Here is a 24,563-nt window from a genome sequence, read left to right as displayed (position 1 = left end):
TTGCCACACTTGGCGAAGTCCTCTCGGCGGTCGACGGCTGCTTCCGGCACTGGAAGAGACCAAACGAGGTACTTCGAAGACTATGCTGCATTATTTAAGACGCTGTGTTTATCTCCATGCAGACCGTCCGCTGGCGCTGGCGCTCTATGCAGCGCTTACCGCCAAGCCACTGGCCGTGCAGGTGCGCATCCCTGGTTACCCGCCCGACCGGCCCGGCACGCCCCAGCCGATGGCGGATCTGCACCTGGAGCCCGCAGGATTTGCCGCCGGGGAGCGCCTGTGGCCGAAGCCCGACAACGCCTTCGGCGGCTACCAGTTGCTGTTGGAGTATTTCACCTTCCCCGAGAAGTTCATGTTCGTGGACCTTGTGGGGCTGGACATGGACGTCATTCCGCAAAACGCGATGCACTTCGACGTGGAAGTGGTGCTGGCCAGGCCGTTTCCGGACGACATGCGCTTCTCGGCCGAAAATGTGCGGCTCTTCTGCACGCCCATCATCAATTTGTTCGAACTGGAAGCCGACCCGATCACCATCACACACTTCGAGACCGAGTACCGGGTGCGGGCGATGGAGCAGCATGGGCAGCATGTGGAGGCCTATTCGGTCGACGCCGTGCGGGGCTTCGAAGCCGGCAGCGGCAAGCGCTTCGAGTATGCGCCGTTCGCCGCCTTCCGCCACCGGGGAGGCATGCTGCGCCACGAGATGCCAGAGCGCTACTTCCACACACGCGTGCGCCGCGGTCCATCGGGAAGGTTTGACACCTGGGTCGTATTGGGCGGCCATGCCTGGGACCAACAGCAGTCCCTGCCCGAAGAGACGTTGTCGCTGTCAGTCACGGGCACCAACGGCATGCTGCCGCGCAAGGGCCTGCGCGAGGCGGGTATCAGCCGCATGCGCGGCGGCTTCACCAACATTGGCACAGTGCGCAACCTGACCGCGCCGACCCTGCCGGTCTATCCTCCCACCGGGGACCGCTTCCACTGGCGCGTGCTGTCGCACCTGGCGCCGAATTATCTGTCGTTGCTCGACGCCGAGGTCTTGCGCGGCAGCCTGGCGCTGTACGACTGGACCGATGGGGAACTGAACCGCCGGCGTATCGATGCCATCACGGATGTACGGCACCGGCCGCTCCAGAAACTCGTCAAGGGCGGCCTGCTGCGCGGCGTAGAGATCGAGGTGACGTTGGACAGTACCCGCTTTGCGGGCGAGGGCGACGTAGAACTGTTTGGGGAAATGCTCAATCGTTTCCTGTCGCTGTACGCCGCCGTCAATCTTTATACCCGACTGGTGATCGTGTCGCAGCCAAGCGGAAAGCGTCAGACCTGGCCCGACAGCAAGGTTGAAGGGGCTCCGTTTTGAGCGCGCCGGATCTGACGTCGCCATCCCCCTCGGCGGGCGCCCTGTTGCCGGCGTTGCTCGCTAACGCACCACGGATGAACTTCTTCCGGTTCTGCGAGCTGATCGAGTTATCCGCATCGCAGCGATCGCCGCTGGGTACGACCGATTCCCCGGCCAACGAACCGGTGCGTTTCCGCTCGCATGGGCGGCTCGGCTTTCCGGGAAGGGAAATTCAAGCGGTTGAGCGCGACAGTGACTGCCCCGATTTGCCCCCTGTGATCCGGACGACCTTCCTGGGCCTGTATGGCGTCGATGCACGCATGCCGTCTCACTTCGTGGACGAGATTGCACAGCGTCGCGATGGCGCGGAGCCGCTGGCGGCGTTCCTGGATATGTTTCACCACCGCATCGTCACGCAGTTCTTCCGGGTCGCGCGCAAGTATCGCTATCCGATGGGCTTTCGGCCGGGTGGACAGGATGAGGTATCGCGCTATCTGCTAGGTCTGTTGGGGCTGGGCCTCGGTCAGCAGGGCGGTGGACAGAATGGGGTTCAAGAGTCCGTCGGCCCGCGCAAGCTGCTGTCGATGCTGGGGTTGGCCAGCCAGCGCACGCGCACCGCCGAAGGACTCGCCGGCGTGCTGCAGCACGCCGTGTCAGACGCGCACGTCGCGGTGGAGGAGTTCTACCCCGTGTGGGTGCGCCTCGATGCCACCGAGCGCATGCCACTCGGCGAGAACTGTGTGCTGGGACGCGGCTTCTACGATCGCGCGAACACCGTGCGAGTCGTGATTACGCCGCAGACGCGCGAATCGGTGCTGGGCCTGATGCCGGGCCGGGCCATGCACCGGGAAGTGATGGCCCTGCTGCGTTTCTATCTGGGTTATGCAGCGCATGCGCATCTGGAGATGCAGGTGAGGCCGGCGCTGATGCCAGTCCCGGCCTTGAATTCGGACCAGGTAAGCCTGGGGTACACCACACAACTCAGGAGCCCGGCGAAAACAGAAGCCAATGACGCAGGTAGCGTCATACAGCAAACAACGCGCGTGCAACTCGGGATCTGGAATGGGCACGGCTCCGCATAGCCGTGCTCATGCCAAGCCAGCAGTACGCAAGACGAATGCGACACAGTCACTTGTTATATGTTGAGGATAAAGATGATGAGGCGACAGCTTCCGCACGGCGCCGCACTACTGCTTGTCACGCTTATCGCCGGTTGCGGCGTTGGGCAGGCGGTGAAGGACAGCACAGTGGAGGCGGCAAAGTGGGCCTTCACGACCCAAGTCAAGACCATGAACCTCGACCTCATCAGCCGGTCGTCGTTAAATTCAAATGGCGGCGGACAATCGCTCTCGACGGTGGTACGGCTCTATCAGTTGAAGAACGCGCAGGGCTTTGAGCAGCTCAGCTATGAGCAGCTTCAGGCCACCGACCTTGAACTACTAAGGCCAGACCTGCTGGCGGTCAAGGATGTGGTGCTCCGGCCAGGCGCGGTGGTGAGCATCAGCGAGCCTATGAAGGACGGCACCGAATATGTCGGTGTCGTCGCGTTGTTCCGTGAAGCCGGAAAGGAAGCCGTGTGGAGACTGACCATCCCGAAGAAGCAGTGGAAGAAAACAGATCCCGTGAAGATCGAAGTCCGCGACAACGTGCTCGAACTGGCCGGGCCGGAGTCCATCAAGCGACCGGCTCCTCGGCAGAGTTGACTCTAGATCACCGAAGACATGCGCCGCAGTAGGGGCACCTCCTTCGAAATCGTGGCCCCCGTTTGCAAACGTTTCGGTCCTTAGATATTCGCCCGCTCACACCAGTTCACTACCGCATCCCGAAAATCCCGGCAGATCGGCGACAGATAGCCATCCGCGCGCCAGAAGATGGCCAGTTCGTGCTGCCAGGCCATGCCGGGGCCTTCGATGGCTTCCAGCCCCTGTCCCTCCGCCTGCCTGAGGATGCGCGGCGGCATAATGCCGAGCAGGTCCGAATGGCGCAGCAGTTCGCCGAAGGCCACCGGCGACGCCGTGCTCTCCACGGCCACGCGCGGTGGCGGCAGGCCCACGGCGGTGAAGCGCTCCTCGAGCCATTGCCGCAGGTAGAGCGAACTCGCGGGCACGGCCCAGCGTTCTTCGGTAAGGTCTGCCAGCGTATGGAAGCGCGTGCGGCGCGGATGCTCGCTGCGCGCCACGATCTGCATTGTCAGCGGCCCCAGCGGCAGGCCGCACACATCCTCGGGTACGGTGGTAGGGCGCGCGGCCAGGATCAGGTCGGCGTCGCCGTTCTGCAGCACGGCCATCAGGCGTGCACTCAGGTGGGTTTCGATCGAGAACACGGCCAGCGGCCGGCTCACGAAGAACTGCGCCAGCAGCGGCGAGAGCAGCGACGGCACCAGGTACGGAATTGCCCCGAGCCGCACGGTGCCGGCACGGGCCACGCGCTGTTCGGCCAGTTCCTGGCGCATGTCGCTCGCGGCGAGCGAGATTTTGCGCGCATGGGCATGCAGTGTCTTGCCCACGCTGGTGAGCACCAAGCCGCGCGGCGTGCGCTCGAACAGCGGCATGCCGGCCTCCGCCTCGAGCCGCGCCAGCGTCTTGGACAAGCCTGACTGCGTCACGCCGAGCGCAGTAGCGGCGCGGTGCAGGTTGGCATGCTGGGTTACTACCAGGAAGGCTTCCAGGTCCTCGAATCGCATTGCGTCGGCAGGCGGGCGCGAGAGTGGCGTCGGGGCATTGTATAGCAGCCCGACACGGACCATTCCCGTTGGGAATCGCGCCGGTACTGGCGGGAATCGCGCGGGCCGGGTGGCTGCCCTAGACTGCGGCCAAGGCGCTGACAGGCAATGCATTGCAGAAAAAGGGCGCCACACACAGGAGACAAACCAATGCAGAACCAATCCGCCACGCGCCTGCGTGCCGCCTTGCTGGGCCTCATGCTGAGTGCCGTGACCGCGACTGCCGCCATGGCGGCAGATACCGAGCCCTATCCTTCGCGGCCGCTGACCATTGTGGTGCCTTCCGTGGCCGGCAATGTGAACGATGCCGCGGCGCGCCTGATTGGGCAAGAACTGACCAGGACCTGGAACCAGCCGGTCATCGTCGAGAACAAGCCAGGAGCCGGCACGACCACGGGCACCAAGTACGTCGCCCGGGCGGAGAAAGACGGCTACACCGTGCTGCTGACGTTCACCGCGCACGTCCAGAACCCGTCGTTGTACCAGCGCCTTGGCTATGACCCGATCGCCGACTTCGCGCCGGTGAGCGAGGTGGCTATTTCCTATACCGTGCTGGCGGTGTCGTCGGACTTCCCGGCGCGCACGCTGAAGGACGTGGTGGCGCTCGTCAAGGCCAATCCGGGCAAGTATCCCTATGGCTCCTATGGCGCCGGCACCACGGGCCATATCCTTGGCGAGTTGTTCAAGCGCGAGGCCGGGCTGGACATGGCCCACGTGGCCTACAAGGGCGGCGCACCGCTGGTGACGGACCTGGCCGCCGGCCACGTGAAGATCGGCCTGGTGCCGGTCGGCACGGCCATGTCGCTGCTGCAGAGCGGCAAGATCATCCCCGTTGCGCTGGCTGGCGCCGAGCGTTCGGCATTGCTGCCCAATGTGCCGACGTTCCGCGAGGCTGGCTACAAGGGGTTCGAGCCCGATGCGTGGATGGGCCTGATGTTCCCGGCAGGCGTACCCAAGGCACGTGTGGATGCGCTGTCGCGTGAAGTCGCGCGCATCGTGCGCATGCCCGAGATCGCGAAACGCATGAAGGACCTGAACCTGGTGCCAGTCGGCAACTCGCCTGAAGCGTTTGCCGCGGTCATGAAGAGCGACCAGGAAAAATGGAGCCGCATCATCCGGGACGTCGGCATCGTGATGGAATGAGGGAGGCTTGAGTACGGTATGAGCGATTACCTTGGACTGGTGTGCTCGCGCTGGTGTCACTGGAGCGAACTGGAACTGCAGCGTATCGGGCGGCGCCCGCTGGCGTCGGGCCAGGTGCGCATCCGCGTGCGGCACGCCGGCGTGGGCTTTGCGCTGAGCCTGTTCGTGTCGGGCAAGTATCAGCGCAAGCCGCCGCTGCCGTTCACGCCTGGTACGGAGGCCGCGGGCGAGATCATCGAGGTGGCGCCCGACGTGACGCGCCTGCGGCCCGGCCAGCGCGTGGCTGCCGCGCTGGACTGGGGCGGGTTCGCTCAGGAAGTGGTGACGACCGCCGATACCGTGTATCCCGTGCCGGATGCGCTGGATCTCGCCAGTGCCGCGGCGCTGCCTGTGACCTATGGGACGGTCTGGGCCGCGCTGGCATGGCGCGCAGCGTTGCAGCCCGGCGAAACCATGCTGGTGCACGGCGCCAGCGGTTCGCTGGGGACGGCGGCGGTGCAGGTGTGCCGCCTGATGGGGGCGCGCGTGATCGCCACGGCCAGTACTGCGGCCAAGCGCGACGCCGCCTTGCGCAATGGCGCCGCGCATGCGCTGCCGTCCGATCCGGAGTCGCTGGCGGCGGCGGTCAAGGGCCTGTGTCCGTCCGGCGGCGTAGACGTGGTGTTCGACCCGGTCGGCGGCGATCTCTTCGATGCCTCGTTGCGCTGCGCGGCTCCAGGTGGGCGTCTGCTGTCGATCGGCTATGCGAGCGGACGCATTCCGGAGGTGCCTGCCAACCTGCTGCTGGTCAAGAACCTGTCTGTGATCGGCTTCAACTACGGCTACTACATCGGCTGGGGCCTGACCGACGAACGCCGCCGGTTAGCACCACGGGTGCAGGACGTGGTAGGCAAGATCATGCATGCCGTGACGCAAGGCGAGATGCCGAAGCCGGTCGTGCAGCATTTTGGCCTGCATCAGTGGCATGAGGCCGTCGACACCACCATGTCGCGCCGCGCAATCGGCAAGGTCATGCTCGACATGCCCTGAGGCAACGGAACCAGCAAAAGAACAACCGGAAGACAGACATGAACAAGACCCCCTTGGCAGCCACTGCACCCGATGACGATGCCATGCTGGCCGGCCTGACCGTGCTGGACCTGAGCCAGGGCATTGCCGGTCCGTATTGCGGCCTGATCCTGCGCCAGCAGGGCGCGCGCGTGATCAAGGTCGAGCCGCCGGCGGGCGACTGGGGCCGCCAGATGGGCCGCGCGCGCGAAGGGCAGACGGCGATCGCCATTGCCTACAACGCCGGCAAGGAAAGCGTGGTGCTCGATACGCGCACCGAAGCTGGCCGGGCCGCGCTGCGCAGGCTGGCCGAGCAGGCCGACGTGATCATCCAGAACTATCGCCCGGGCGTGGCCGAGCGTATGGGAGTCGGGTATGAAGCGCTGGCGGCGCGCAACCCCGCGCTGGTCTATGTCTCGATCACCGGCTACGGACAGGATGGCCCGCTGGCAGCCTTGCCGGCGGTGGATACCACCATCCAGGCCTTCAGCGGCCTGATGCACGTGAACCGCGACGCGGCCGGCCAGCCGCGCCGCATCGGCTTCTTCCTGGTGGACCTGAGCACCGGCCTGTACGCGGCGCAACACGCGTCGGCGGCGCTGTTCCGCGCGGCGCGCAGCGGCAAGGGGCGGCATGTGCAGATGTCGCTGCTGGAAGCCAGCGCGGCGTTGCAGTCGTACCTGCTGCTGGACGATGCCATGTTCCCGGATGCCGAGTTTGCTGCCGCCAATGCGCCCACAGGCCTGTTCCAGGCCGCTGATGGGCCGCTGTACGTCAGCATGCTCAACGACGCCATGTTCGCGCGCCTGGCCGCTGTGCTCGGATTTGACGACTGGCTTGCCGACGCCAGCCTGCGCACCAGCGCGGGCCGCCTGCCGCGGACGGCCGAACTGTGCCAGCGACTGGCCGCCGCGCTGGTGCAGCGGCCGCTGTCGTACTGGGAGTCGGTCTTCACCGAACAGGATGTGCTGTTCGCGCGCGTGAGCCGTCCGCGCGAGCTGCTGGCGAGCGAGCAGTGCGCGCAGGCCGGCGTGTTCGGCAACGTGGCGCAGGCCGGGCTCGGCGAGTTGCCGTGGGCGAACCTGCCGGGCCTGGCGGGAACCGATCGGCCGCATGGGCCGGCTCCCTTGCTGGGAGAGCACACGGCATCGGTACTCGCCGAGTTCGGTATCGGCGCTTAGTGCCCTACTGGCCGGCCGTTGTCAGCATTGGGACAGCGTATCGGCCAGCCATTCGATCACCGGCCGGAAGCGCGACGCACCGCGAAACTCGGTGGGGTAGGCCAACCAGATCTCGCGCATGACCTCGGGTACCTCGCGCAGCAGCCGGAGCCCGGCATCGTCGCGGGCCACGTAGTGCGGCAGCAAGGCCGTTCCGAGGCCCGCGCGCACGGCTTCGCGCACGGCCAGCAGATTGTTGGAGTGAAAGGCGATGCGGCGCTTCGCGCCGTGCGGCCAGGTAGCCTCGGGAATGCCATAGCCCTCGTCGAGCAGGGCGCATAGCGGGGTACTGTCGTCCATGGGGATGGCGGCCGAGCCGTAGAGCCCGAATCGTACCGTGCCGACGCGCTGGGCCACGACATCGTCTTCCTGCGGGCGTGCCAGCCGCACGGCCAGGTGGGCGCGCCGCCGGGCCAGGCTGGCCACGCGGTCGTCCAGTTCAAGGCGGACCACGATATCCGGATTGGCTGCATACAGCCCTGGCAGTCGCGGTATCAGGAAGTGGCTGCCCAGCGCCGCCGTGGCGGCAACGCGCACCACGCCGGATACGCCGCTGCCTGTGCCTTCGATCTCGCGCATGAGACGGTCGGCCGATTGTTCCATCTGCCGCGCTGCCGTCAGCGCATTGCGCCCAGCCGACGTCAGCTCGAAGGCGCCTTCGGCGCGGGTGGCCACGGGCTTGCCCAAGGCGTTTTCCAGCCGCCGGATGCGGCGGATCGCCGTGGCATGGGTGATGTCGAGCTCGCGCGCACAGGCCGAATAGCTTCCGGCGCGGATCAGCGTGGACAGGGTCAGCAGGTCGTCCCACGAGACTGTACGTTTTTGCACAGCAGCTGTGTATGAGTGGGGAATTGGCGCACAGCATAGCCTGATCTACGATGCCTGCACAGACTGGACAACAGGAGAACCCGCCATGACCGCTGCCACGCCTTTCACCCTGCTCGATGCCGCCGGCGCGACCCGCAAGCCCTCCACGTGGGAGGACGCAGTGCTGGTGCTGGTGGACCACCAGCGCGAATACATTGACGGCGTGCTGCCGCTGGTCGGCATGCCCGCGGCAGTGGCCGCCTGTGCCGACCTGCTGGCGCTGGCGCGGCGGCACGGTACGCCCGTCATTCACGTGGTGCACCACGGCAAGAGCAAGGGCGCCTTCGACCCGGCGGGGCCGTATGCCGGGATCATCGAAGGACTGACGCCGCAGGCTGGCGAGCAGACCGTGGTCAAGCACCTGCCGAACAGCTTCGCCGGCACGGACCTGGCCGCGCAACTGGCGGCGCTGGGCCGCAAGGAACTGATCGTGGCCGGTTTCCAGACCCATATGTGCATCAGCGCGACGGTGCGTTCGGCGCTCGATCATGGCTATCGCGTCACGCTGGTGGCCAATGCCTGCGCGACGCGCGACCTGCCGGACCCGCTTGGCGGCGAGCCGCTGAGCGCGGCGCAATTGCACCGGGCCACGCTGGCGGCCTTGCACGACCGCTTTGCCACGGTCGTGCCGGATGCGTCGGCCTGGCAGGCCTGACTTGACAGAACAGGCTGCCAAAACAAAAACGGACGGTGCCGAAGTGGCGACCGTCCGTGTTTGCATTGTGCGTTGGTAGGCTCGATTGGACTCGAACCAACGACCCCCACCATGTCAAGGTGGTGCTCTAACCAGCTGAGCTACGAGCCTAGCGAAGCCGCGAATTATAGAGATGCCTTTGCGGCTGTGCAAGTGTTTCGGAAATGTTTTTGTTCAGCCGGTGATGCGGTCCCGCAATTCGCGCTTGAGCACCTTGCCGATGGCGCTGCGCGGCAGGCTGTCGACGACGTGCAGCGCGCTCAGCCGCTGGGTCTTGCCAAGGCGTTCGTTGGCCCAGTCCAGCACCGTCTGTGCCGTGGCGCCGTGCCCGTCGCGCAGCGCGACGAAGCCGACCGGCGTCTCGCCCCAGCGCTCCGACGGCACGCCGACCACGGATACGTCCGACACGGCCTCATGCGTGCGCACCACGGCTTCGATGTCGCTCGGGTAGATATTGAAGCCGCCGGAGATGATTACATCCTTCTTGCGGTCCATCAGCACCAGGAAACCGTCTTCGTCGAAGCGGCCGATGTCGCCCGTGCGGATGAAGCGATTGCCTTCGGCGTCATGCCATTCGATCTCGGCGGACTTGGCCGGCAGGTTGTGGTAGCCGTTCATCATGGCGGCTGAACGGCCGACGACTTCGCCGGTGCTGCCGGGTGGCAGTTCCTTGCCGTCTTCGTCGATGATGCGCACGTCCGCGCCCGGTGCCGGGCGGCCGACCGTGTGCAGCTTGTCGGGGAATTCGTCGGCAGCCAGCATGCAGCCACCGCCGCCTTCGGTCATGCCATACAGCTCCGTCAGCTTGCCGGGCCAGCGGCGCAGTACCTCGGCCTTGAGAGCGGGGCTGAACGGCGCGCTCGTGCAGAACTTGCGCCGGAAGCTCGACAGGTCGTAACGGTCGAAATCCGGATGGGCCATCAGGCGCTGGTATTGCACCGGCACCAGCATGGTGTGCGTGGCGCGGTGGCGCTGGGCCAGTTCCAGGTACTTGCCGGCATCGAACTTCGGCATCAGCACAGCCGTGCCGCCCAGGCCGATGGTCGGGAAGAAGCTGGCGAGCGTGGTGTTCGAGTAGAGCGGGGTGGAGAGCAGCGTGACGGCGTCAATGCCATATCCGGTCATCGCGCCGCGCGACACGTGCGCCCAGCGCATGCCGTGGGACTGCACGATGCCCTTGGGCACGCCGGTCGTGCCGGACGAGTAGATGATGTTGAGCGGCAGTTCCGGCCGTACCTCCGGTTCCGCAAACGGCGCGCCAGCCGGTGCCAGCCACGCCTGGAACGTCTGCCCCGCGGCGCTGTCGTCCAGCGTCACCAGGCGCGTGGCGTCGAGCTGCGGCAGCACCGGCTGTAGCGCGTCGGCGACTGCGGCATCGACGAACAGGATGCCGGCGCCCGCGTCCGCCACCATGTCGGCCAGGCTCTGCGCCGTGGAAGACGGCGCGAGCGGGGCGACGACGACGCCAGCGCGGATCGCGCCGAGGTACACCGCGGCATATTCGATGGACGAGGTCGCGCAGATCGCGATCGTGCCGCCGGGCTGCACGCCGTCGCGCTGGAGCGCGGCGCCGATGCGGTTCATGGTGGCATCGAGCTCGCCATAGGACATGGAGCGCTCGCCTTGCACAAGGGCGGCATGCACGGGCTGGCTCGCAGCGTGGCCGCGTACAAGGACGGACATGCTGGTGAAGGGGCGTTGCATTACGGAAGAGTCGGTCATGGCATGCGGGCCGGCGGAGGTTCCCCGTGCGCCGGCATTGGGGGATTTAGTTCTGGAACGGCTTACTGTACCTGGGCGCCGGAGTCCTTGACGACCTTGCTCCATCGGGTGATCTCCGCGTCGATGTGCGAGCGCAGTGCGTCGGGCGTCGAGCCCACGGGTTCATAACCGTTGGATGCCAGCGTAGCCTTCAGCTCGGGTTCCTGCAGGACAGTCGCAATCTCGCGGCTGAGCCGGTCGACCACGGGCGCCGGTGTGCCGGCCCTGGCCGGGCCAACGTGGCCGAGCGTGGTGGCCGCGGCGAGTGCCAGGCCGGCTGCGAGCAGCCAGGCGCGGCGCTGCTGAGCTGTGCGTGAAAGCGTGTTCATCGCTGTCTCCTTCGGTGTTCTTGTGCCGGCCTGCGCCGGGGGGGTGCCTCCGCGCGTGGAGTGCGGGGCACTTGTGTCGGAAACCTTAAATCGCGCGCGCGAGGAGGGGAATTCGGGAATGGCTAAGGCTGTGTTTGGCTCCATGCATCATCGGAAAAATCTTTGTAATCAGGGAGATTTTTTGATTCTCCGGCAGTGGTCGCCTAAAATCTTCGCAATCAAGGAGATTTTCGTGCAGATTCCGCTTAGTGATGCCGCCGATATTGGCGCCCTCGTGCGTGCCGCGCGCAAGGCACACGGCATGCGCCAGGACGACGCCGCCGGTGCGATCGGCGTCAGCGAAAACTTCATGGTCCGTGTCGAGAATGGCGCTGAGGGAATCCAGTGGGGCAAGCTATTCCAGGTGCTGAGCGGCCTCGGCATCCGCATCGTGGCGGACGTGCCTGAGGCCGCCGTCCCGCTGGTTTCCACCGAGCGCGACAAGCTCCGGCAGCGCCAGGCCCGCAGCCTGCGGCGCCAGGCTTCGGTTGGAACGGCACCCGACAAGGCGGCGAAGGACGGGCATGGCTGATCGTGTACTGGTGGCGAGCATCAACGGCGCACCGGTGGGCACGCTGCGCTCAAGCGCATGTCGCTGGCGGGCGCCCAGCACAAGCTGACCGTGGTGCTGCAGGACGGGCAACTGTATGAACCCGGTGCGGATGCTCCGTCGACGCACATCCTCAAGCCGGCGCACCAGGAAAACACGTTCTATCCGCATTCGGTCGTGAACGAGTGGTTCGTGATGTCGCTGGCCGCCCGGCTGAAGCTGGACGTGCCGGCGGTGCACCGGCGCTACGTGCCGTCCCCCGTCTACCTCGTCGATCGCTTCGACCGGCACCGTCTTCAGCAGGGCTGGCAGCGGCTGCATGCCATCGACGCGTGCCAGTTGCTGAACCTCTCTCGCGCGTTCAAGTACGACCAGGGCAGCGTGGAAAGGCTCGCGGAGCTGGCCGGACTATGCCGTATGCCGGCGCTGGCGCGGGCGCGGCTGTTCGACTGGCTGGTGTTCAATATCCTGACCGGCAATTCCGATGCGCACCTGAAGAACCTGAGCTTCCTGGTTTCTGATGAAGGGATTGCGCTGGCGCCGTTTTATGACCTGCTGAGTGAGGCTGCGTACGATACGCGCACGTATGACAAGACCGGCTGGCCTGACGGGCACAGGTTCGCGTGGCCGGTGTTGGGCGTGGAGTTCTATGGCGATTTTTCTCGTGCGCTTGTGCTCGAGGCGGGGCGCATGATGGGACTGGCGGCGGCGACTGCGGAGCGGCGCCTTGATGTCATGCTGAAGGGCATTGGGCCTGCTGCCGAAGGACTCTATGCGCAGGCGGAACAGGAAAACATGGCTATGGCAGCGCACGATCCCGCGCTGCGTGGCGGGCTGGTTGGCGAGCTGGCCTGTTTGCGGGTGATTCGCTTTACGATCGTTGCCGACGTAGTGCAGATGCTGTCGCGGTAAAGAGATTCGGCGTTTGCGGCTGCTTATCCTTGTCGCAGTTCCATTGCGCCCGGTCTTTCTAGAAACGGCATTAGCCCGGCTGCAGGAGCAACTTGGCGTGGAGCTCTTCTCAATGGAAGGCCGCAGGGCGCGGCTGACCGAGAACGGCGCGGCGCTGCTGGCGCGCGCCAATGAGCTGCTGGGCGATGCTTACCGCCTCGAACAACTTGCCGACAACCTGCAACGGGGCTGGGAAGCCGAGGTACGGCTTGCAGTGGACGCTGCGCTGCCTGCCGATCTGCTGCTGTCGGCGCTGAAGGCATTCGCGGGCCTTGCGCCCCAGACGCGCGTGCACCTCACCGAAGTGGTGCTGTCCGGCGCCGATCAGGCCTTGCTGCAGCGGCAGGCTGACCTGGCGGTTGGCACACGCATACCGACCGGACACTTCGGCGAGTGCCTGCTGGACATTCCGTTCGTCGCTGCGGCCCATCCCGCGCATCCGCTGCACCAGCTTGGCCGGGAGCTGGCTGCCGAAGACCTGAGCCGCGAAATGCAGGTGGTGCTGCGCGACTCCGGCCAGGCTAACCCGCGCGACGATGGCTGGCTGGGCGCCACGCTGCGCTGGACCGTCAGCCATATGCAAGCCATGCGCACGCTGGTGGCGGGCGGCGTCCTCCACTTCAGGGCCCTGCAGACGTTGCTGATCGCCAAGCTGAGAAGAGTCGCCACCGCGCGGATGGCGGGAGTTGGTTTGGCTGCCCGGGAATGGGATCTTTGGCATGACCGTTCATCCTTCAGATCCGGATGTCCGTATGACCGTATGACCCTGGGGGCGGGCATGTACGTCAGCCTGGTCTTCGCGATTGCCACTACCGCGCCCTCTGCCTCCAGGCACTCGGCGACATCCCATACCATCGCTTGAACGCATGGGAAAAGGAACTCTGCTCGACATAGCCGAGCAGCCCGGCCACCTGGGACATCCTCAGCGCGGGATCATCCAGGTATGACGCGGCGCGTTCGCGCCGGATGTCGTCGACAAGCTTCTCGAAGACCAGTCCCTTCTCATCCAGCCGGCGCTGCATGGTCCGCACGCTGACATAGTAATGACCTGCGATCATGTTCAGGGTGCAGCGACCGGTAGGAAGCAGCTGCCGGATCAGGGCGTCCAGCTGATGCTCAAGATCGAGTCCCGAGGCGTCTGCAATCCGTTCGAGATAGTCAGTGACGAGCGCCTTCAATTCCGGATTGTTACCGCTCATCGGGCGCGCGCCGTCGCTCGCGAGGTAGTCCGCGCCGAATCCTGCCTGCGAGAATCGCGCGGGGCAGCCGAAGGCATCGGTGTAATACGCATCCGGCAACAGCGCCGGATGTGAGAAGAAGACGAACCGCGGGCGTGCCTGCGGCCCGGCGAGTATCTGCAGAATCTTGATGTTGATGGCGATGCACCATTCCTCGAACTGGCGCGCCAGCCCGATCCGGGGAAGCTTGAGCTGGTAGGTCAAGCGGGGACCGGTGGGAAGGCGCTCGTAGTGAAGCCCCAGCGCGGGGTTCAGCATGGTCAGGAAGCGTGCGGCGGCTTCAATCGCCTCGGCGACGTTGGCGCATTGCATCAGTGCCAGCATGACCGGCCCCAGCGGTGCGCGGCCGAGCCTGGAGCCCGTACGGATGCCGAAGTCCGGACAGGCCAGGTCTTCCGCGCAGGCTTCCATCAGCCGGACCAGCGACGCTGCCGGAACGATCTGGTCGCTCTGGTCGGTCGCTTTCAGCGGCAGGCGGAAGCGCTTTGCATAGTGGTCCACATCGCCGCCCATCTCCTCGATCAGGGGCGCCAGTCCTTGCAGTACCCACGCGCGCATGTAGGGCGTCATATGCCTGTATCTCCACTTCTTTTATTGCACCATGGCTGTCATTAAATCACAAATAGTTGGCGTGTAATCACAAAGTGTACCGTGATGGCGACTCCTAGAATCAAGTCCCAAGAGATCGGACTTCTTCGATCCTTCGACTACATCCAGGAGACAAGAAATGGCAAAGTACCCCGTCGTCGTCTACGGTGCCAGCGGCTATACCGGCATGCTCACGATGGACTGGCTGATCGACCAGAACATTCCCTTTACCGCGGTGTCGCGCAATGCGCGCCGCACGCAGGAGATGATGACGCAGCGCGTGGTGCGCCTGGAGTCGGCGCAGTACGAGATCATCGAATGCGAGCACGATGTGGAGAGCCTTGTCGCCGCGTTCAAGGGCGCCAGGGTCGTCTGCAACACCGTCGGCCCGTTCGTGAAATTTGGTCTCACCGCCGTGGAAGCTGCTCTGAAGGCTGGCTGCCATCACCTGGACACGACCGGCGAGCAGGCCTATGTGCTCGAGGCGCGCGACAGCTTCGGCAAGGCCTATGCCGAGGCGGGCCTGCTGCTGTGCCCCTCGCTTTCCTACATGTACACGAACAGCGAGATCGCGGCCGAACTGGCACTGGAAACACCGGGCGTCGATGCCATCGAGACGGCCAGCCTGTCGCGCGGCCCGATGCAAGGCTCCGGCGTGACGGTAGGCTCGACCGCCTCGATCTTCGAGTTGTTCCGTAGCAAGCAGTACCACCTCTGGGATAACCAGATGGTCGAGTGGCCGACCACCGCGGCCCACGAGATCACGGTGCCCGAGTTCCTGCTGCCGGTCTTCGTGCTGCCATGGGGCGGGACTTCCCTGCCGGTGATCTACCAGCACGACGCACGCGTGCGCTACTGCCGCTCCGTGGTCGGCTTCTACGACAACCCCGCCATGCGCAGCGTCCATGCGGTGGCCAATAAGTGGGAAAACGAGATCCGCCACCTGCCGAAAGCGCAGCAGGACGCCGTCATTTCCGACATCGTTGCGTCGACCACGCCTTCGATGCCGCCGCGCGAGCGCACCACCATGAACCGATCGGTGGACATCGCCATTGGCCGCGGCCAGCTTGCCAGCGTGCGCGCGACTGTCACGTCCATCACGCCCTACATCACTACCGGCGCCCTGCAGGTTGCCGCGGCGATCAAGCTGATCGAGGGCGACGTGCGCAAGACGGGCTTTGCTTCGGGCTGCCAGGCGTTCGGCCATCGCTACCTGCTCGGCTTCCTGGAGCAGCGCGGACTGGCCGGCTCGCACGTGACGCGCCTTTGAGTGCCTGCTTCAGGCGGACAAGCGCTTTCCGAATCAACAGGGCTACCCGGTGACTTGCCGGCCCGCCGAGCCTCTCATGGCACGCGGGCTGATGGGTCCGTTTTGCCTGCCGGGCACCCGTCTCGCATGTAGATCCTTATGGCTATCATCGACTTCTTCGATCGCGGCTGGCGAATCAGCCCCGGCGGTCCCGCGTACATCCAGGATGGGCGCAGCTATTCATTCCGGGAGGTGGGCGAACTGTCGTGCCGCATCGCCAACGCCCTGATCGCTGCCGGTCTTCCCAAGGAGACCAAGGGTGCCATCTGGGCGGGCAACGACGTGTCCGCGTGGACCTGTACCCTCGGACTGTGGCGCGCGAACATGACCTGGATTCCGGTCAACGCGCGTAACGCCGCCGAGGAAAACCTGCACATCCTCGATGCCTTCGACTGCGACATCGTCTTTTTCCAGCAGGCATTTTCGGCGGTGATCGACAGCCTGCGTCCCCGGCTGCCCCGCGTCCGACTCTGGCTCTGCATCGACGGGGAGCACGAGGGCACGCAGTCGCTGGCCGCATGGGTATCCGGTCAGCCGGCTACGGCGCCGCAGGTCCGAGCAGACCCCGACGACGTGGTGGCACTGTCGCCCACCGGCGGTACGACCGGCAAGCCCAAGGGCGTGATGAACACGCATCGCAGCCTGCAGACCTTCATCGGGCATTTCATGCTGGCCTGTTCCTATGGCGCTGGCGAGACGCCGGTCAACCTGGCGGCGGCGCCCATGACGCACACTGCCGGCCTGCTTTCCCTGCCAACGACCGCCCGCGGCGGCACCGTCGTGGTCGTGACCCGGCCCGATCCGGGTCTGATCCTGGGCGCGATCGCCACGCACCGCGTGACCGAGTTCTTCCTGCCACCGACCGTCATCTATCGCCTGCTGGAGATTCCCGGCATCGAGAAACAGGACTTCTCCTCGCTGAAGTACTTCCTGTACGGCGCCGCGCCGATGTCGGTGGAAAAGCTCAAGCGCGCCATCGAGGTCTTCGGTCCGGTCATGGCGGGCGGCTACGGCCAGACCGAGGCGCCAGCGGCAATCGCCAACCTGCCGCCGTCGGAGCATTTCTCGCATGGCGCGCTGGCCGCCGACTCGCGCCTTTCGTCCGTCGGCCGGCCGAATCCCCTGATCCGGGTAGAGATCATGGATGACGCCAACCGCATCCTGCCACCGGGCGAGAGCGGCGAGATCTGCGTGCGCGGCGACCTCGTCATGAAGGGTTACTACAAGGCGCCGGAGAAGACCGCCGAGACGATCGTCGATGGGTGGCTGCATACCGGCGACATCGGCCACATCGATGCTGAAGGCTACCTGCACATCACGGATCGCAAGAAGGACATGATCATTTCCGGCGGCTTCAACGTCTATCCGAGTGAAGTCGAGCAGGTGATCTGGAGCCATCCGGCCGTGCAGGAGTGCGCGGTGATCGGCGTCCCGGACGAGAAGTGGGGCGAGGCTGTCAAGGCGGTCGTGGAACTGAACGCTGGCAAGAGCGTTTCCGCCGACGAGTTGATCGCACTCTGCAAGGAGAAGCTGGGCAGCGTGAAGGCGCCGAAGTCGATCGAGTTCGTGGCCGCGCTGCCGCGCAGTACGGTGGGCAAGGTGCTGAAAAAAGACCTGCGCGACCAGTACTGGACCGGCGCCCAACGCAAGATCTGAGTCGCCGAAGCACCGGCATAGCACGAGAGCACGAGAACACCATGAGTATCCTGAAAGGAAAAGTCGCCGTCGTCACGGGCGCCGGCTCCGGCATCGGCCGGGCCTTTGCCCTGGAACTGGCGCGCCGCGGCGCACGCCTTGCCCTGTCCGATATCGGCGAGCAGGGCCTCGAAGAAACCCGCCGTCTTTGCGGCGACGCGCAGGTACGTACCTACCGGCTCGACGTATCCGACCGCCATGCGTTCCTGGCCCACGCCGAGGACGTCAAGCGCGATTTCGGCGCTGCGCATCTGGTCATCAACAACGCCGGTGCGACGCTGGTCGGCACCATTGAGCACCTCACGCTCGACGAGATGGAATGGCTGCTCGACGTCAATCTTTGGGGAGTGATCTACGGCACCAAGGCGTTCCTGCCCACGATGCTCTCACAGAAGCATGGCTGGATCGTCAACATCTCGAGCGTGTTCGGGTTGGTGGGCTATCCGGCGCAGGGCGCCTACAACATCTCCAAGTTCGGTGTGCGCGGACTGACAGAATGCCTGTGGTCGGAACTGGAAGGTACCGGCGTGAACGCCGTTTGCGTGCACCCGGGCGGCATCCGCACCAATATCGAGAAGTCCGGGCGACGCTCGGCGAACGCCGGCAAGGCCGAGGAGGGCTTCGCGGCGCTGGCCGACAAGCTGCTGAAGTCCCCGCCGGAAGTGGTGGCGCGCGACGTCCTCAACGGCATCGAACGGGGCAAGCGCCGCATCATCACAGGCAAGTTTTCGAGCACGCTGTACTGGCTGTCGCGCTTCGTGCCGAATCGCTATCCGCGGCTGCTGAGGATGATCGGGTAAGGAGGCGGTATGAGCAACGTCTACATTGCCGGTATCGCGATGACGGTATTCGGCCGACACCCCGAGCGCGCGCTGCACAGTCTCGCTGGAGAAGCGCTGCAAGGTGCCCTGCATGATGCCGGTTGCCATGCCGCGGATCTCGATATCGCCTACTACGCCGGGGTAACCAACGGCCCGCTGCAGGGCCAGTTGACGATCCCTGGCCAGGTCGTGTTCAGCAAGATCGGCATCGAAGGCATCCCGGTATTCAATGTCGAGAATGCGTGCGCTTCCGGCAGCTCGGCCGTGCATCTGGCGGTACAGAGCCTGAAAGCGGGCAGTGCCGATGTTGCACTGGCGATCGGTGCCGAGAAGATGAACGTCGCCGACAAGGCGAAGGCCTTCGCGTTGTTCGATGCCGGCTGGGATGTCTCCCGCGCGGACGAGAACTTCCAGCTCTTGTCGAGGCTCGGGGAAGGCGTGATACCGCCCGCCGGTTCGGAGTCGGACCGCCCCTACAGCCGTTTCATGGCGATCTATGCGGCGCTGTGCCGTCACCACATGAAGACGTACGGCACCACGCAGCGCCAGATTGCCGCCGTCTCGGCGAAGAACCACCAGCACTCGGTGCACAACCCGTACTCGCAGTTCCGCAAGCCGCTGTCGGTGGAGGAGGTGCTCGCGGCACCGCCCGTGACCTACCCGCTCACGGTGCCCATGTGCGCGCCGCTGTCGGATGGGGCAGCCGCAGTCATCCTCTGCACCGGGGAAGGCCTGCGCCGCATCGGCACTGACCGCACGCGCTGCATCCGGGTCGCCTCCAGCGTGATCCGCAGCTTCACCCGCCGCGATCCCGACGCGCCGCACGATGGCATCGGGTATCTCGCAGCGCAGCGTGCCTACGAGATAGCGGGACTGGGGCCGGACGACATGCACGTGGCCGAGGTGCACGACGCTTCCGCGATGGGCGAAATCATCCAGGCGGAAAACCTCGGCCTCGCGCCGCCGGGCGAGGGCGGACCCTGTGCCGAGCGCGGGGATTTCACCCTCGGCGGCCGCATTCCGATCAATCCATCAGGCGGCCTCGAATCGAAGGGGCACCCGCTCGGCGCTACCGGCATCGCCCAGCTATTCGAGCTGGTGACGCAACTGCGTGGCGAGGCGGGTGCGCGGCAGGTGCGGGGAGCGCGGCATGCCATCCAGGAAAACGGCGGCGGGCTGCAAGGGGTCGAGGAAGCGGCGCTGGCCGTGCACATCCTCAGCAAGGATTAGTCCACTGCATCAGAGGCGCGGAAATGGTGCCAACACGGCGCCAACACAAGGAGACGAAACCATGATGAAACTGAACGACAGGATCAGGCTGCCAGCCGTCGGGCTGACCGGCTTCGAAACGCCTCTGACCGAGGAGGAACGGGCGATCCAGGAAAGCGTGCATCGCTTTGCCCGGGATGTACTGAGGCCTGCCGCGCAGGAGCTCGACCGGATGCAGCCGGATCAGGTCATCGCGTCGACGTCGCCTTACTGGACGGTGTTCGCAGAATTCGCCAGGCTCGGGCTCGATCCCGCGCTGATCGCGCAGTTCCCACCGGAGACCGCGGTGCGCATCGAGGCCCTGATTGGCGAGGAACTCGGCTGGGGCGATGCCGGGCTGGGCGTCTCGCTTGGTGCCGCAGGCATGCCGATGCACATGGCGCAGGCTGTCGGCAGCCAGGAACTGATCGATCTCTGCGCCGGCAAGATCGGCTGCTGGATCGCCACCCAGCCCGACAAGGGAACAGACTTCGGCGCGTTCTACCCAAAGCAGGAGTGGCCACAGGGCGTGCCCGTGAACCGTGGCAACCTGATCGCCAAGGTGGACGCCGATGAGATCGTCATCAATGGCCAGTCGTCCGCCTGGGTGTCCAACGGCGTGTCGGCACAGGTGGCGCTGGCCTACATGAATGCCGACTATGGCGACGGCCTGTATGACGCGGAGGGCCTGCCCTACGGTGTGGCAGCCATCATCCCCCTTGACCTGCCCGGGGTGTCGCGCGGCAAGCCGCTCGACAAGATCGGCCAGCGCTCGCTGCCGCAGGGCGAGATCTACTTTGACAACGTGCGGCTGCCCCGCCGGTTTGCCGTGACGACGACGGACACCTACTACGGCAATCTGAGCGCCGCCTGGTCGTTCGCCGGCACGCACATGGGCCAGATCTTCACCGGTGTCGCGCGCGCCGCATTCGAGATGGCGCTGGCGTACTGCCACGAGCGCCGTCAGGGCGGAGCCCGCCTGATCGACCATCAACTGACACGCTACCGCCTTGGCGACATGCTGCGCCGCGTGGAACTGGCCCGCGCGACGGCGCGCCGCATCCTCGCCTATGCGCGCATGACGCCGCAGGGGCATCCCTGGGCCACGGCGTCCGCCAAGGTCACAGTGACCGAGGAAGCCATGCATGTCACGAGTGAAGCTTTCCGCCTGTTTGGCGGCTGCGGAACCTCGCGCGAGTACCCGATCGAGAAGCTGCTGCGCGACGCGCGGGCGGCGCTGATCGAGGACGGTGAGAACTACATGCTGACCACGCGCCTTGGGCTGGTGGCCCATCGGCTGTTTGAAGAGGAAGGCTGGACACAGAACTGATGCCGTCGGCCGCCCGGGCGAGCGCTCCCATAGCCGATGGGTCATTGAGGCGGCGCCCTGCCATCCCCGGGTGCGTCGCGAGAGTAGCACCAACAGGAGACAACAATGAAAACCAGCCGCATGAAAAGAATCATGGCGCTTGCTGCGATGTCGGTCCTGGCGCCGGCCATGGCGCAGCAATACAAGACCGAGATCCCGCAGTCCATCGTGACGCCGCACGTTCTGGAGTCGCGCCTCGGCACGCTTCGCTTTACCGACGGCTTCCCTGACGACGCCACGGTCAGGAAGGTCTACGACAATCTGGATTTCCAGCGTGGAGTCGAGGCCTTCCTGACTTCCATGCCTGCCGCGTCGCTCGCGGCGATGCGCAGGGGCATCCGTGGCTTCGGACCCGACAACCAGACCGTCATCATCTTCGACTCGCTGGTGGATTCCCGCTCGCTGTTCCTCACGCCCAACGCCGATAGCATCTACGCGTCGGCCTGGGTCGACCTGAAGAATGGACCCGTCGTGATCGAGAGCCCGCCGAACACGCTTGGCATCGTTAACAACTTCTGGTTCGGGTATGTCGCCGACCTTGGCAACGCAGGCCCGGACAAGGGCAAGGGCGGAAAGTACGTGCTCCTTCCGCCGAACTACTCGGACGAAGTGCCGCGTGGCTACACCGCCGTGAAATCGCCGACCTATGGCAACTGGTTCATCACGCGCGGGTTCCAGCAACAAGGCGATCCGAAGCCGGGCGCGGACAGCATCCGGCAACACCTGCGCATCTACCCGCTCGCGCAAGCCGGAAATCCGCCGTCAACGAACTTCGTCAGCGTCTCCGGCAAGGCGTTCAATACCATTCATTCGATGGACTTCTCCTTCTACAAGGAGGTGAACGAAGTCGTCCAGGAAGAGCCCACGTCCTCGGCGGACCCCGAGACGCTCGGGCTGCTGGCAGCGATTGGCATGGTGAAGGGCAAGCCGTTCGCACCCGACAAGCGCATGACGCAGATCCTGACGGAGTCGGCGGCGGTTGGCAGCGCGACTGCGCGGACCCTGGCCTACCGTTCCCGGGATCCGGAGGCCTACCTCTATGCGAACAGCGCCTGGCAGACGCCATTCGTCGGCGGCAGCCACGAGTTCCTGCGCAATGGCGCACGCCTGCTGGACGCCCGCGCCTTTTTCTTCTTTTGCGCCATTGGCATCACACCTGCGATGGCGCTGAAGATGCCCGGCGCAGGATCGCAATACGCATTCGCAACGGTGGACGCGAAGGGAAAGCCCCTCGATGGCGCGAAGACCTACAAGCTGCACCTGCCACCGAACATCCCCGCGAAGAATTTCTGGTCGCTCGTGCTGTATGACACTCAGACCCGCTCGATGCTCCAGACCAACCAGCGATTCCCGAGCATCGGCAGCGAGCGGAACGGGATCGTGGCCAATCCCGACGGCTCCGTGGACGTGTATTTTGGCCCCAAGGCGCCGCCGGGCAAGGAAGCCAACTGGGTGGAGACGCGCCGGGAAAAGGGCTGGAGCGTGATTCTGCGTCTCTATGGCCCAGAGCAGGCGTTTTTCGACAAGCGCTGGAAGCCGGGTGAAATCGAGGAAGTGAAGTGATGATGCGACTGATGAAGTTGACTTGCATGCTGGCCTACGCGCTGGCCCTGGCTGCCACGGCTGGACTCGTTGGCCGCGCGTTCGCCAGCATGATCCAGACGACCGCGGTCGTGCTGCTGGTGGTGCATGCCCTCGAAGTGGTGATTGCCTTCAGGTATGTCAGGCTATATGACGGGTCGCTGTTCGCCAGCATCGTCCTGACGCTCTTGTTCGGCTTCCTGCATTGGTGGCCGCTGGCGCGGACGGTGCGACGGCCCGTCGTCTAGCCGATGGTCAAGCATGTCCGGCCGACTCAATACCGAGTACCGAGCTGTCAGAATTGCTGCATGAAGTGCGTGATGGGCAAGCGCTGACGCGGCGGGCGGCACTCGAGGCAGTCTCATACGCTTGTGCGGCCCTTCCTGGGGTGCCGCGAAATATTTCATATTTACCAATAAAACTTTCATATCGGCTCCGTGCGCCGAGGAGAGGGCGATTGCGCGAATCAGCTGAGTAAGCTGCCCGCAAGACCATCTGGACAAGTCCGGATGGCTGGCTCTAGCATCAAAAGGTCCCCAGGCCAGATATCTGTCCGGCCGCCCCGAGACTCCATGACGGAGCCCATGCCAATGCGCAACGACGATCTGCCAATTCGGCGCGGGTCCACGCTTTACGTATGGACTCCCGAAGACAAGGCGTTCTGGGAAAAGGAAGGCGAGGCAATCGCCAAGATCAATCTCTGGATCTCGGTGCCGGCGCTGTTCCTGGCGTTTGCCATCTGGCAAGTCTGGAGCGTGGTTGCAGTCAGCCTGCCTTCGCTGGGCTTTCCGTATTCCACCAACCAGCTATTCTGGCTGACCGCGGTACCTGCGCTCAGCGGCGCTACGCTGCGCATCTTCTACTCGTTCATCGTGCCGCTTGTAGGCGGGCGGCGCTGGACTGCGGTGTCGACGGTGTCCCTGCTCATCCCTGCCGTCGGCATCGGCATCGCCGTGCAGGATCCGTCGACCCCATATTCGACCATGCTCATCCTGGCGCTGCTGTGCGGCTTCGGTGGCGGGAACTTCAGCTCCAGCATGGCCAATATCAGCTACTTCTTCCCGCAGGACCGCAAGGGCTCGGCGCTTGGCGTCAATGCCGGGCTCGGCAATCTGGGCGTGTCGGTGGTGCAGTTCCTGAGCCCGATCGTGGTGACGATCGGCATGTTCGGCATCTTCGGCGGCGACCCGCAGACAGTCACCAGGAACGGCCAGGCGATGCAGGTATGGACCCAGAACGCGGCATTCATCTGGGTGCCATGGATTGCCATCACCGCCGTCGTCGCGTGGTTCACCATGAACGACGTGGCCGACGCCAAGGCATCGTTTGCCGAGCAGAGCGCGATTTTCCGGGAAAAGCACAACTGGATCATGTGCCTGCTCTATCTGGGCACGTTCGGCTCTTTCATCGGGTTTGCGGCAGGTTTCCCGCTTCTGACAAAGAGTCAGTTTCCCGATGTCAATCCACTGGCCTACGCCTGGCTCGGGCCGCTGGTCGGTGCGATCGTGCGCCCGTTCGGCGGCTGGCTTGCCGACAAGACCGGCGGTGGCGTGGTAACGATGTGGAACTTCCTGGCCATGGCCCTGGCGGTCCTCGGCGTGCTGTGCTTCCTGCCCAAGGGCGCGGGCACCCTGGCGTTCCCGTTCGGACCTGAGCAAGGCAGCTTCGCCGGCTTCTTTGTCATGTTCCTGGTCCTGTTCGTGACGACCGGCATCGGCAACGGTTCGACGTTCCGCATGATCCCCGCGATCTTCCATGAACTGTCGATGCGCAAGGTGGCCGGCGACTCCGGTGCGGACCGGGCCGCGGCACAGAAGACGGGCAACGTGCTGGGAGCGGCCGCGGTCGGCTTCGCGGGCGCCCTGGGCGCTTACGGCGGCTTCTTTATTCCGAAGAGCTACGGTTCGTCCATTGACGCGACGGGCGGCCCTGAGGCCGCGCTATGGATCTTCGCGGTGTTCTACCTGGTGTGCGTGGCGATCACGTGGTGGTGCTATGCAAGACGCAATGCAAGCATGCCGTGCTGAGCCCGTCCTGATCCGGAGATCATGA

The 24,563-nt window shown here is 65.1% G+C and carries 22 protein-coding genes, 1 tRNA gene and 1 pseudogene; 18 read left to right on the top strand and 6 right to left on the bottom strand.

The window, feature by feature from the left end:
* The 3 genes from tssF to tssJ form a co-directional block, all read left to right on the top strand.
* On the top strand, positions 1 to 1,360 hold a 1,360-nt coding region (tssF, locus tag LDO29_RS23630), incomplete at its 5' end, for a type VI secretion system baseplate subunit TssF (RefSeq protein ID WP_224082166.1).
* Between the two features lie 74 nt (positions 1,361 to 1,434).
* The gene (gene tssG, locus LDO29_RS23625; RefSeq protein WP_224082165.1) at positions 1,435 to 2,421 is read left to right on the top strand and encodes a type VI secretion system baseplate subunit TssG; all 987 of its coding nucleotides are present in this window, start codon (positions 1,435 to 1,437) and stop codon (positions 2,419 to 2,421) included.
* Positions 2,422 to 2,496: 75 nt separating this feature from the next.
* Positions 2,497 to 3,042: a type VI secretion system lipoprotein TssJ gene (gene tssJ / locus LDO29_RS23620; protein ID WP_224082164.1), complete on the top strand. Its 546-nt coding sequence runs from the start codon at positions 2,497 to 2,499 to the stop codon at positions 3,040 to 3,042.
* 80 nt (positions 3,043 to 3,122) lie between these two features.
* Here tssJ and LDO29_RS23615 read toward each other — a convergent pair whose 3' ends face one another.
* Entirely contained in the window at positions 3,123 to 4,022 is a 900-nt protein-coding gene (locus LDO29_RS23615) for a LysR family transcriptional regulator (protein WP_224082163.1), read from the bottom strand.
* Between the two features lie 189 nt (positions 4,023 to 4,211).
* Here LDO29_RS23615 and LDO29_RS23610 point away from each other — a divergent pair, with 189 nt between their 5' ends.
* The 3 genes from LDO29_RS23610 to LDO29_RS23600 are packed head-to-tail and all read left to right on the top strand — an operon-like array spanning position 4,212 to position 7,432.
* Positions 4,212 to 5,204 carry a Bug family tripartite tricarboxylate transporter substrate binding protein gene (locus LDO29_RS23610; RefSeq protein WP_224082162.1) on the top strand — a complete coding sequence of 331 codons (993 nt, stop codon included), beginning with the start codon at positions 4,212 to 4,214 and terminating at the stop codon, positions 5,202 to 5,204.
* Positions 5,205 to 5,222: 18 nt separating this feature from the next.
* Positions 5,223 to 6,233, top strand: a complete 1,011-nt coding sequence (locus LDO29_RS23605; RefSeq protein ID WP_224082161.1) for an NADPH:quinone oxidoreductase family protein — start codon at positions 5,223 to 5,225, stop codon at positions 6,231 to 6,233.
* 38 nt (positions 6,234 to 6,271) lie between these two features.
* Complete coding sequence (locus LDO29_RS23600) at positions 6,272 to 7,432, top strand: CaiB/BaiF CoA transferase family protein (RefSeq protein ID WP_224082160.1); 1,161 nt, start codon at positions 6,272 to 6,274, stop codon at positions 7,430 to 7,432.
* Positions 7,433 to 7,453: 21 nt separating this feature from the next.
* Here the strand turns inward: LDO29_RS23600 and LDO29_RS23595 are convergent, their stop codons facing one another.
* Entirely contained in the window at positions 7,454 to 8,299 is an 846-nt protein-coding gene (locus LDO29_RS23595; RefSeq protein ID WP_224082159.1) for a LysR family transcriptional regulator, read from the bottom strand.
* An 85-nt stretch (positions 8,300 to 8,384) separates the two neighbouring features.
* On the opposite strand from LDO29_RS23595, the gene LDO29_RS23590 reads away from it, so the two are divergent.
* A complete protein-coding gene (locus tag LDO29_RS23590; protein WP_224082158.1) occupies positions 8,385 to 8,993 on the top strand; it encodes a cysteine hydrolase family protein in 609 nt (202 codons plus the stop codon).
* A 73-nt stretch (positions 8,994 to 9,066) separates the two neighbouring features.
* Here LDO29_RS23590 and LDO29_RS23585 read toward each other — a convergent pair.
* The 3 genes and pseudogenes from LDO29_RS23585 to LDO29_RS23575 form a co-directional block, all read right to left on the bottom strand.
* Positions 9,067 to 9,143: transfer RNA gene (locus tag LDO29_RS23585), tRNA-Val, on the bottom strand.
* Between the two features lie 63 nt (positions 9,144 to 9,206).
* Positions 9,207 to 10,736 (bottom strand): class I adenylate-forming enzyme family protein, encoded by a 1,530-nt coding sequence (locus LDO29_RS23580; RefSeq protein WP_396022709.1) that lies wholly within the window; start codon positions 10,734 to 10,736, stop codon positions 9,207 to 9,209.
* 80 nt (positions 10,737 to 10,816) lie between these two features.
* Positions 10,817 to 11,023, bottom strand: a pseudogene (locus LDO29_RS23575) (tripartite tricarboxylate transporter substrate binding protein); the annotation flags it as partial.
* 331 nt (positions 11,024 to 11,354) lie between these two features.
* Between LDO29_RS23575 and LDO29_RS23570 the strand changes: the two are divergent.
* The 3 genes from LDO29_RS23570 (at position 11,355) to LDO29_RS23560 (ending at position 13,524) form a co-directional block, all read left to right on the top strand.
* Positions 11,355 to 11,693, top strand: coding sequence for a helix-turn-helix domain-containing protein (locus LDO29_RS23570; RefSeq protein WP_224082156.1), 339 nt, complete (start codon positions 11,355 to 11,357; stop codon positions 11,691 to 11,693).
* A gap of 57 nt (positions 11,694 to 11,750) precedes the next feature.
* Positions 11,751 to 12,623: a HipA domain-containing protein gene (locus LDO29_RS23565; protein WP_224082155.1), complete on the top strand. Its 873-nt coding sequence runs from the start codon at positions 11,751 to 11,753 to the stop codon at positions 12,621 to 12,623.
* 97 nt (positions 12,624 to 12,720) lie between these two features.
* Entirely contained in the window at positions 12,721 to 13,524 is an 804-nt protein-coding gene (locus LDO29_RS23560; RefSeq protein ID WP_224082154.1) for a LysR substrate-binding domain-containing protein, read from the top strand.
* Here LDO29_RS23560 and LDO29_RS23555 read toward each other — a convergent pair.
* Positions 13,472 to 14,470, bottom strand: coding sequence for an AraC family transcriptional regulator (locus tag LDO29_RS23555; protein WP_224082153.1), 999 nt, complete (start codon positions 14,468 to 14,470; stop codon positions 13,472 to 13,474). The genes LDO29_RS23560 and LDO29_RS23555 overlap by 53 nt on opposite strands.
* 157 nt (positions 14,471 to 14,627) lie before the next feature.
* Here LDO29_RS23555 and LDO29_RS23550 point away from each other — a divergent pair, with 157 nt between their 5' ends.
* The 8 genes from LDO29_RS23550 (at position 14,628) to LDO29_RS23515 (ending at position 24,538) form a co-directional block, all read left to right on the top strand.
* Positions 14,628 to 15,758, top strand: a complete 1,131-nt coding sequence (locus tag LDO29_RS23550; protein WP_224082152.1) for a saccharopine dehydrogenase family protein — start codon at positions 14,628 to 14,630, stop codon at positions 15,756 to 15,758.
* Between the two features lie 138 nt (positions 15,759 to 15,896).
* Positions 15,897 to 17,453, top strand: coding sequence for an AMP-binding protein (locus LDO29_RS23545; RefSeq protein WP_224082151.1), 1,557 nt, complete (start codon positions 15,897 to 15,899; stop codon positions 17,451 to 17,453).
* 41 nt (positions 17,454 to 17,494) lie between these two features.
* Positions 17,495 to 18,292, top strand: coding sequence for an SDR family NAD(P)-dependent oxidoreductase (locus tag LDO29_RS23540; protein ID WP_224082150.1), 798 nt, complete (start codon positions 17,495 to 17,497; stop codon positions 18,290 to 18,292).
* Positions 18,293 to 18,301: 9 nt separating this feature from the next.
* A complete protein-coding gene (locus LDO29_RS23535) occupies positions 18,302 to 19,543 on the top strand; it encodes a thiolase family protein (protein WP_224082149.1) in 1,242 nt (413 codons plus the stop codon).
* 61 nt (positions 19,544 to 19,604) lie between these two features.
* The gene (locus LDO29_RS23530; RefSeq protein ID WP_224082148.1) at positions 19,605 to 20,891 is read left to right on the top strand and encodes an acyl-CoA dehydrogenase family protein; all 1,287 of its coding nucleotides are present in this window, start codon (positions 19,605 to 19,607) and stop codon (positions 20,889 to 20,891) included.
* 105 nt (positions 20,892 to 20,996) lie between these two features.
* A complete protein-coding gene (locus LDO29_RS23525) occupies positions 20,997 to 22,493 on the top strand; it encodes a DUF1254 domain-containing protein (protein ID WP_224082147.1) in 1,497 nt (498 codons plus the stop codon).
* Positions 22,493 to 22,759, top strand: a complete 267-nt coding sequence (locus LDO29_RS23520; RefSeq protein WP_224082146.1) for a hypothetical protein — start codon at positions 22,493 to 22,495, stop codon at positions 22,757 to 22,759. Before LDO29_RS23525 ends, LDO29_RS23520 begins: the two co-directional genes overlap by 1 nt.
* Positions 22,760 to 23,083: 324 nt before the next feature.
* Positions 23,084 to 24,538: an MFS transporter gene (locus LDO29_RS23515; RefSeq protein ID WP_396022708.1), complete on the top strand. Its 1,455-nt coding sequence runs from the start codon at positions 23,084 to 23,086 to the stop codon at positions 24,536 to 24,538.
* Positions 24,539 to 24,563 lie beyond the last annotated feature (25 nt).

Source organism: Cupriavidus laharis, from assembly GCF_914271435.1.
GTDB lineage: Bacteria > Pseudomonadota > Gammaproteobacteria > Burkholderiales > Burkholderiaceae > Cupriavidus > Cupriavidus laharis.
This window is presented reverse-complemented; position numbering and strand designations above follow the sequence as displayed.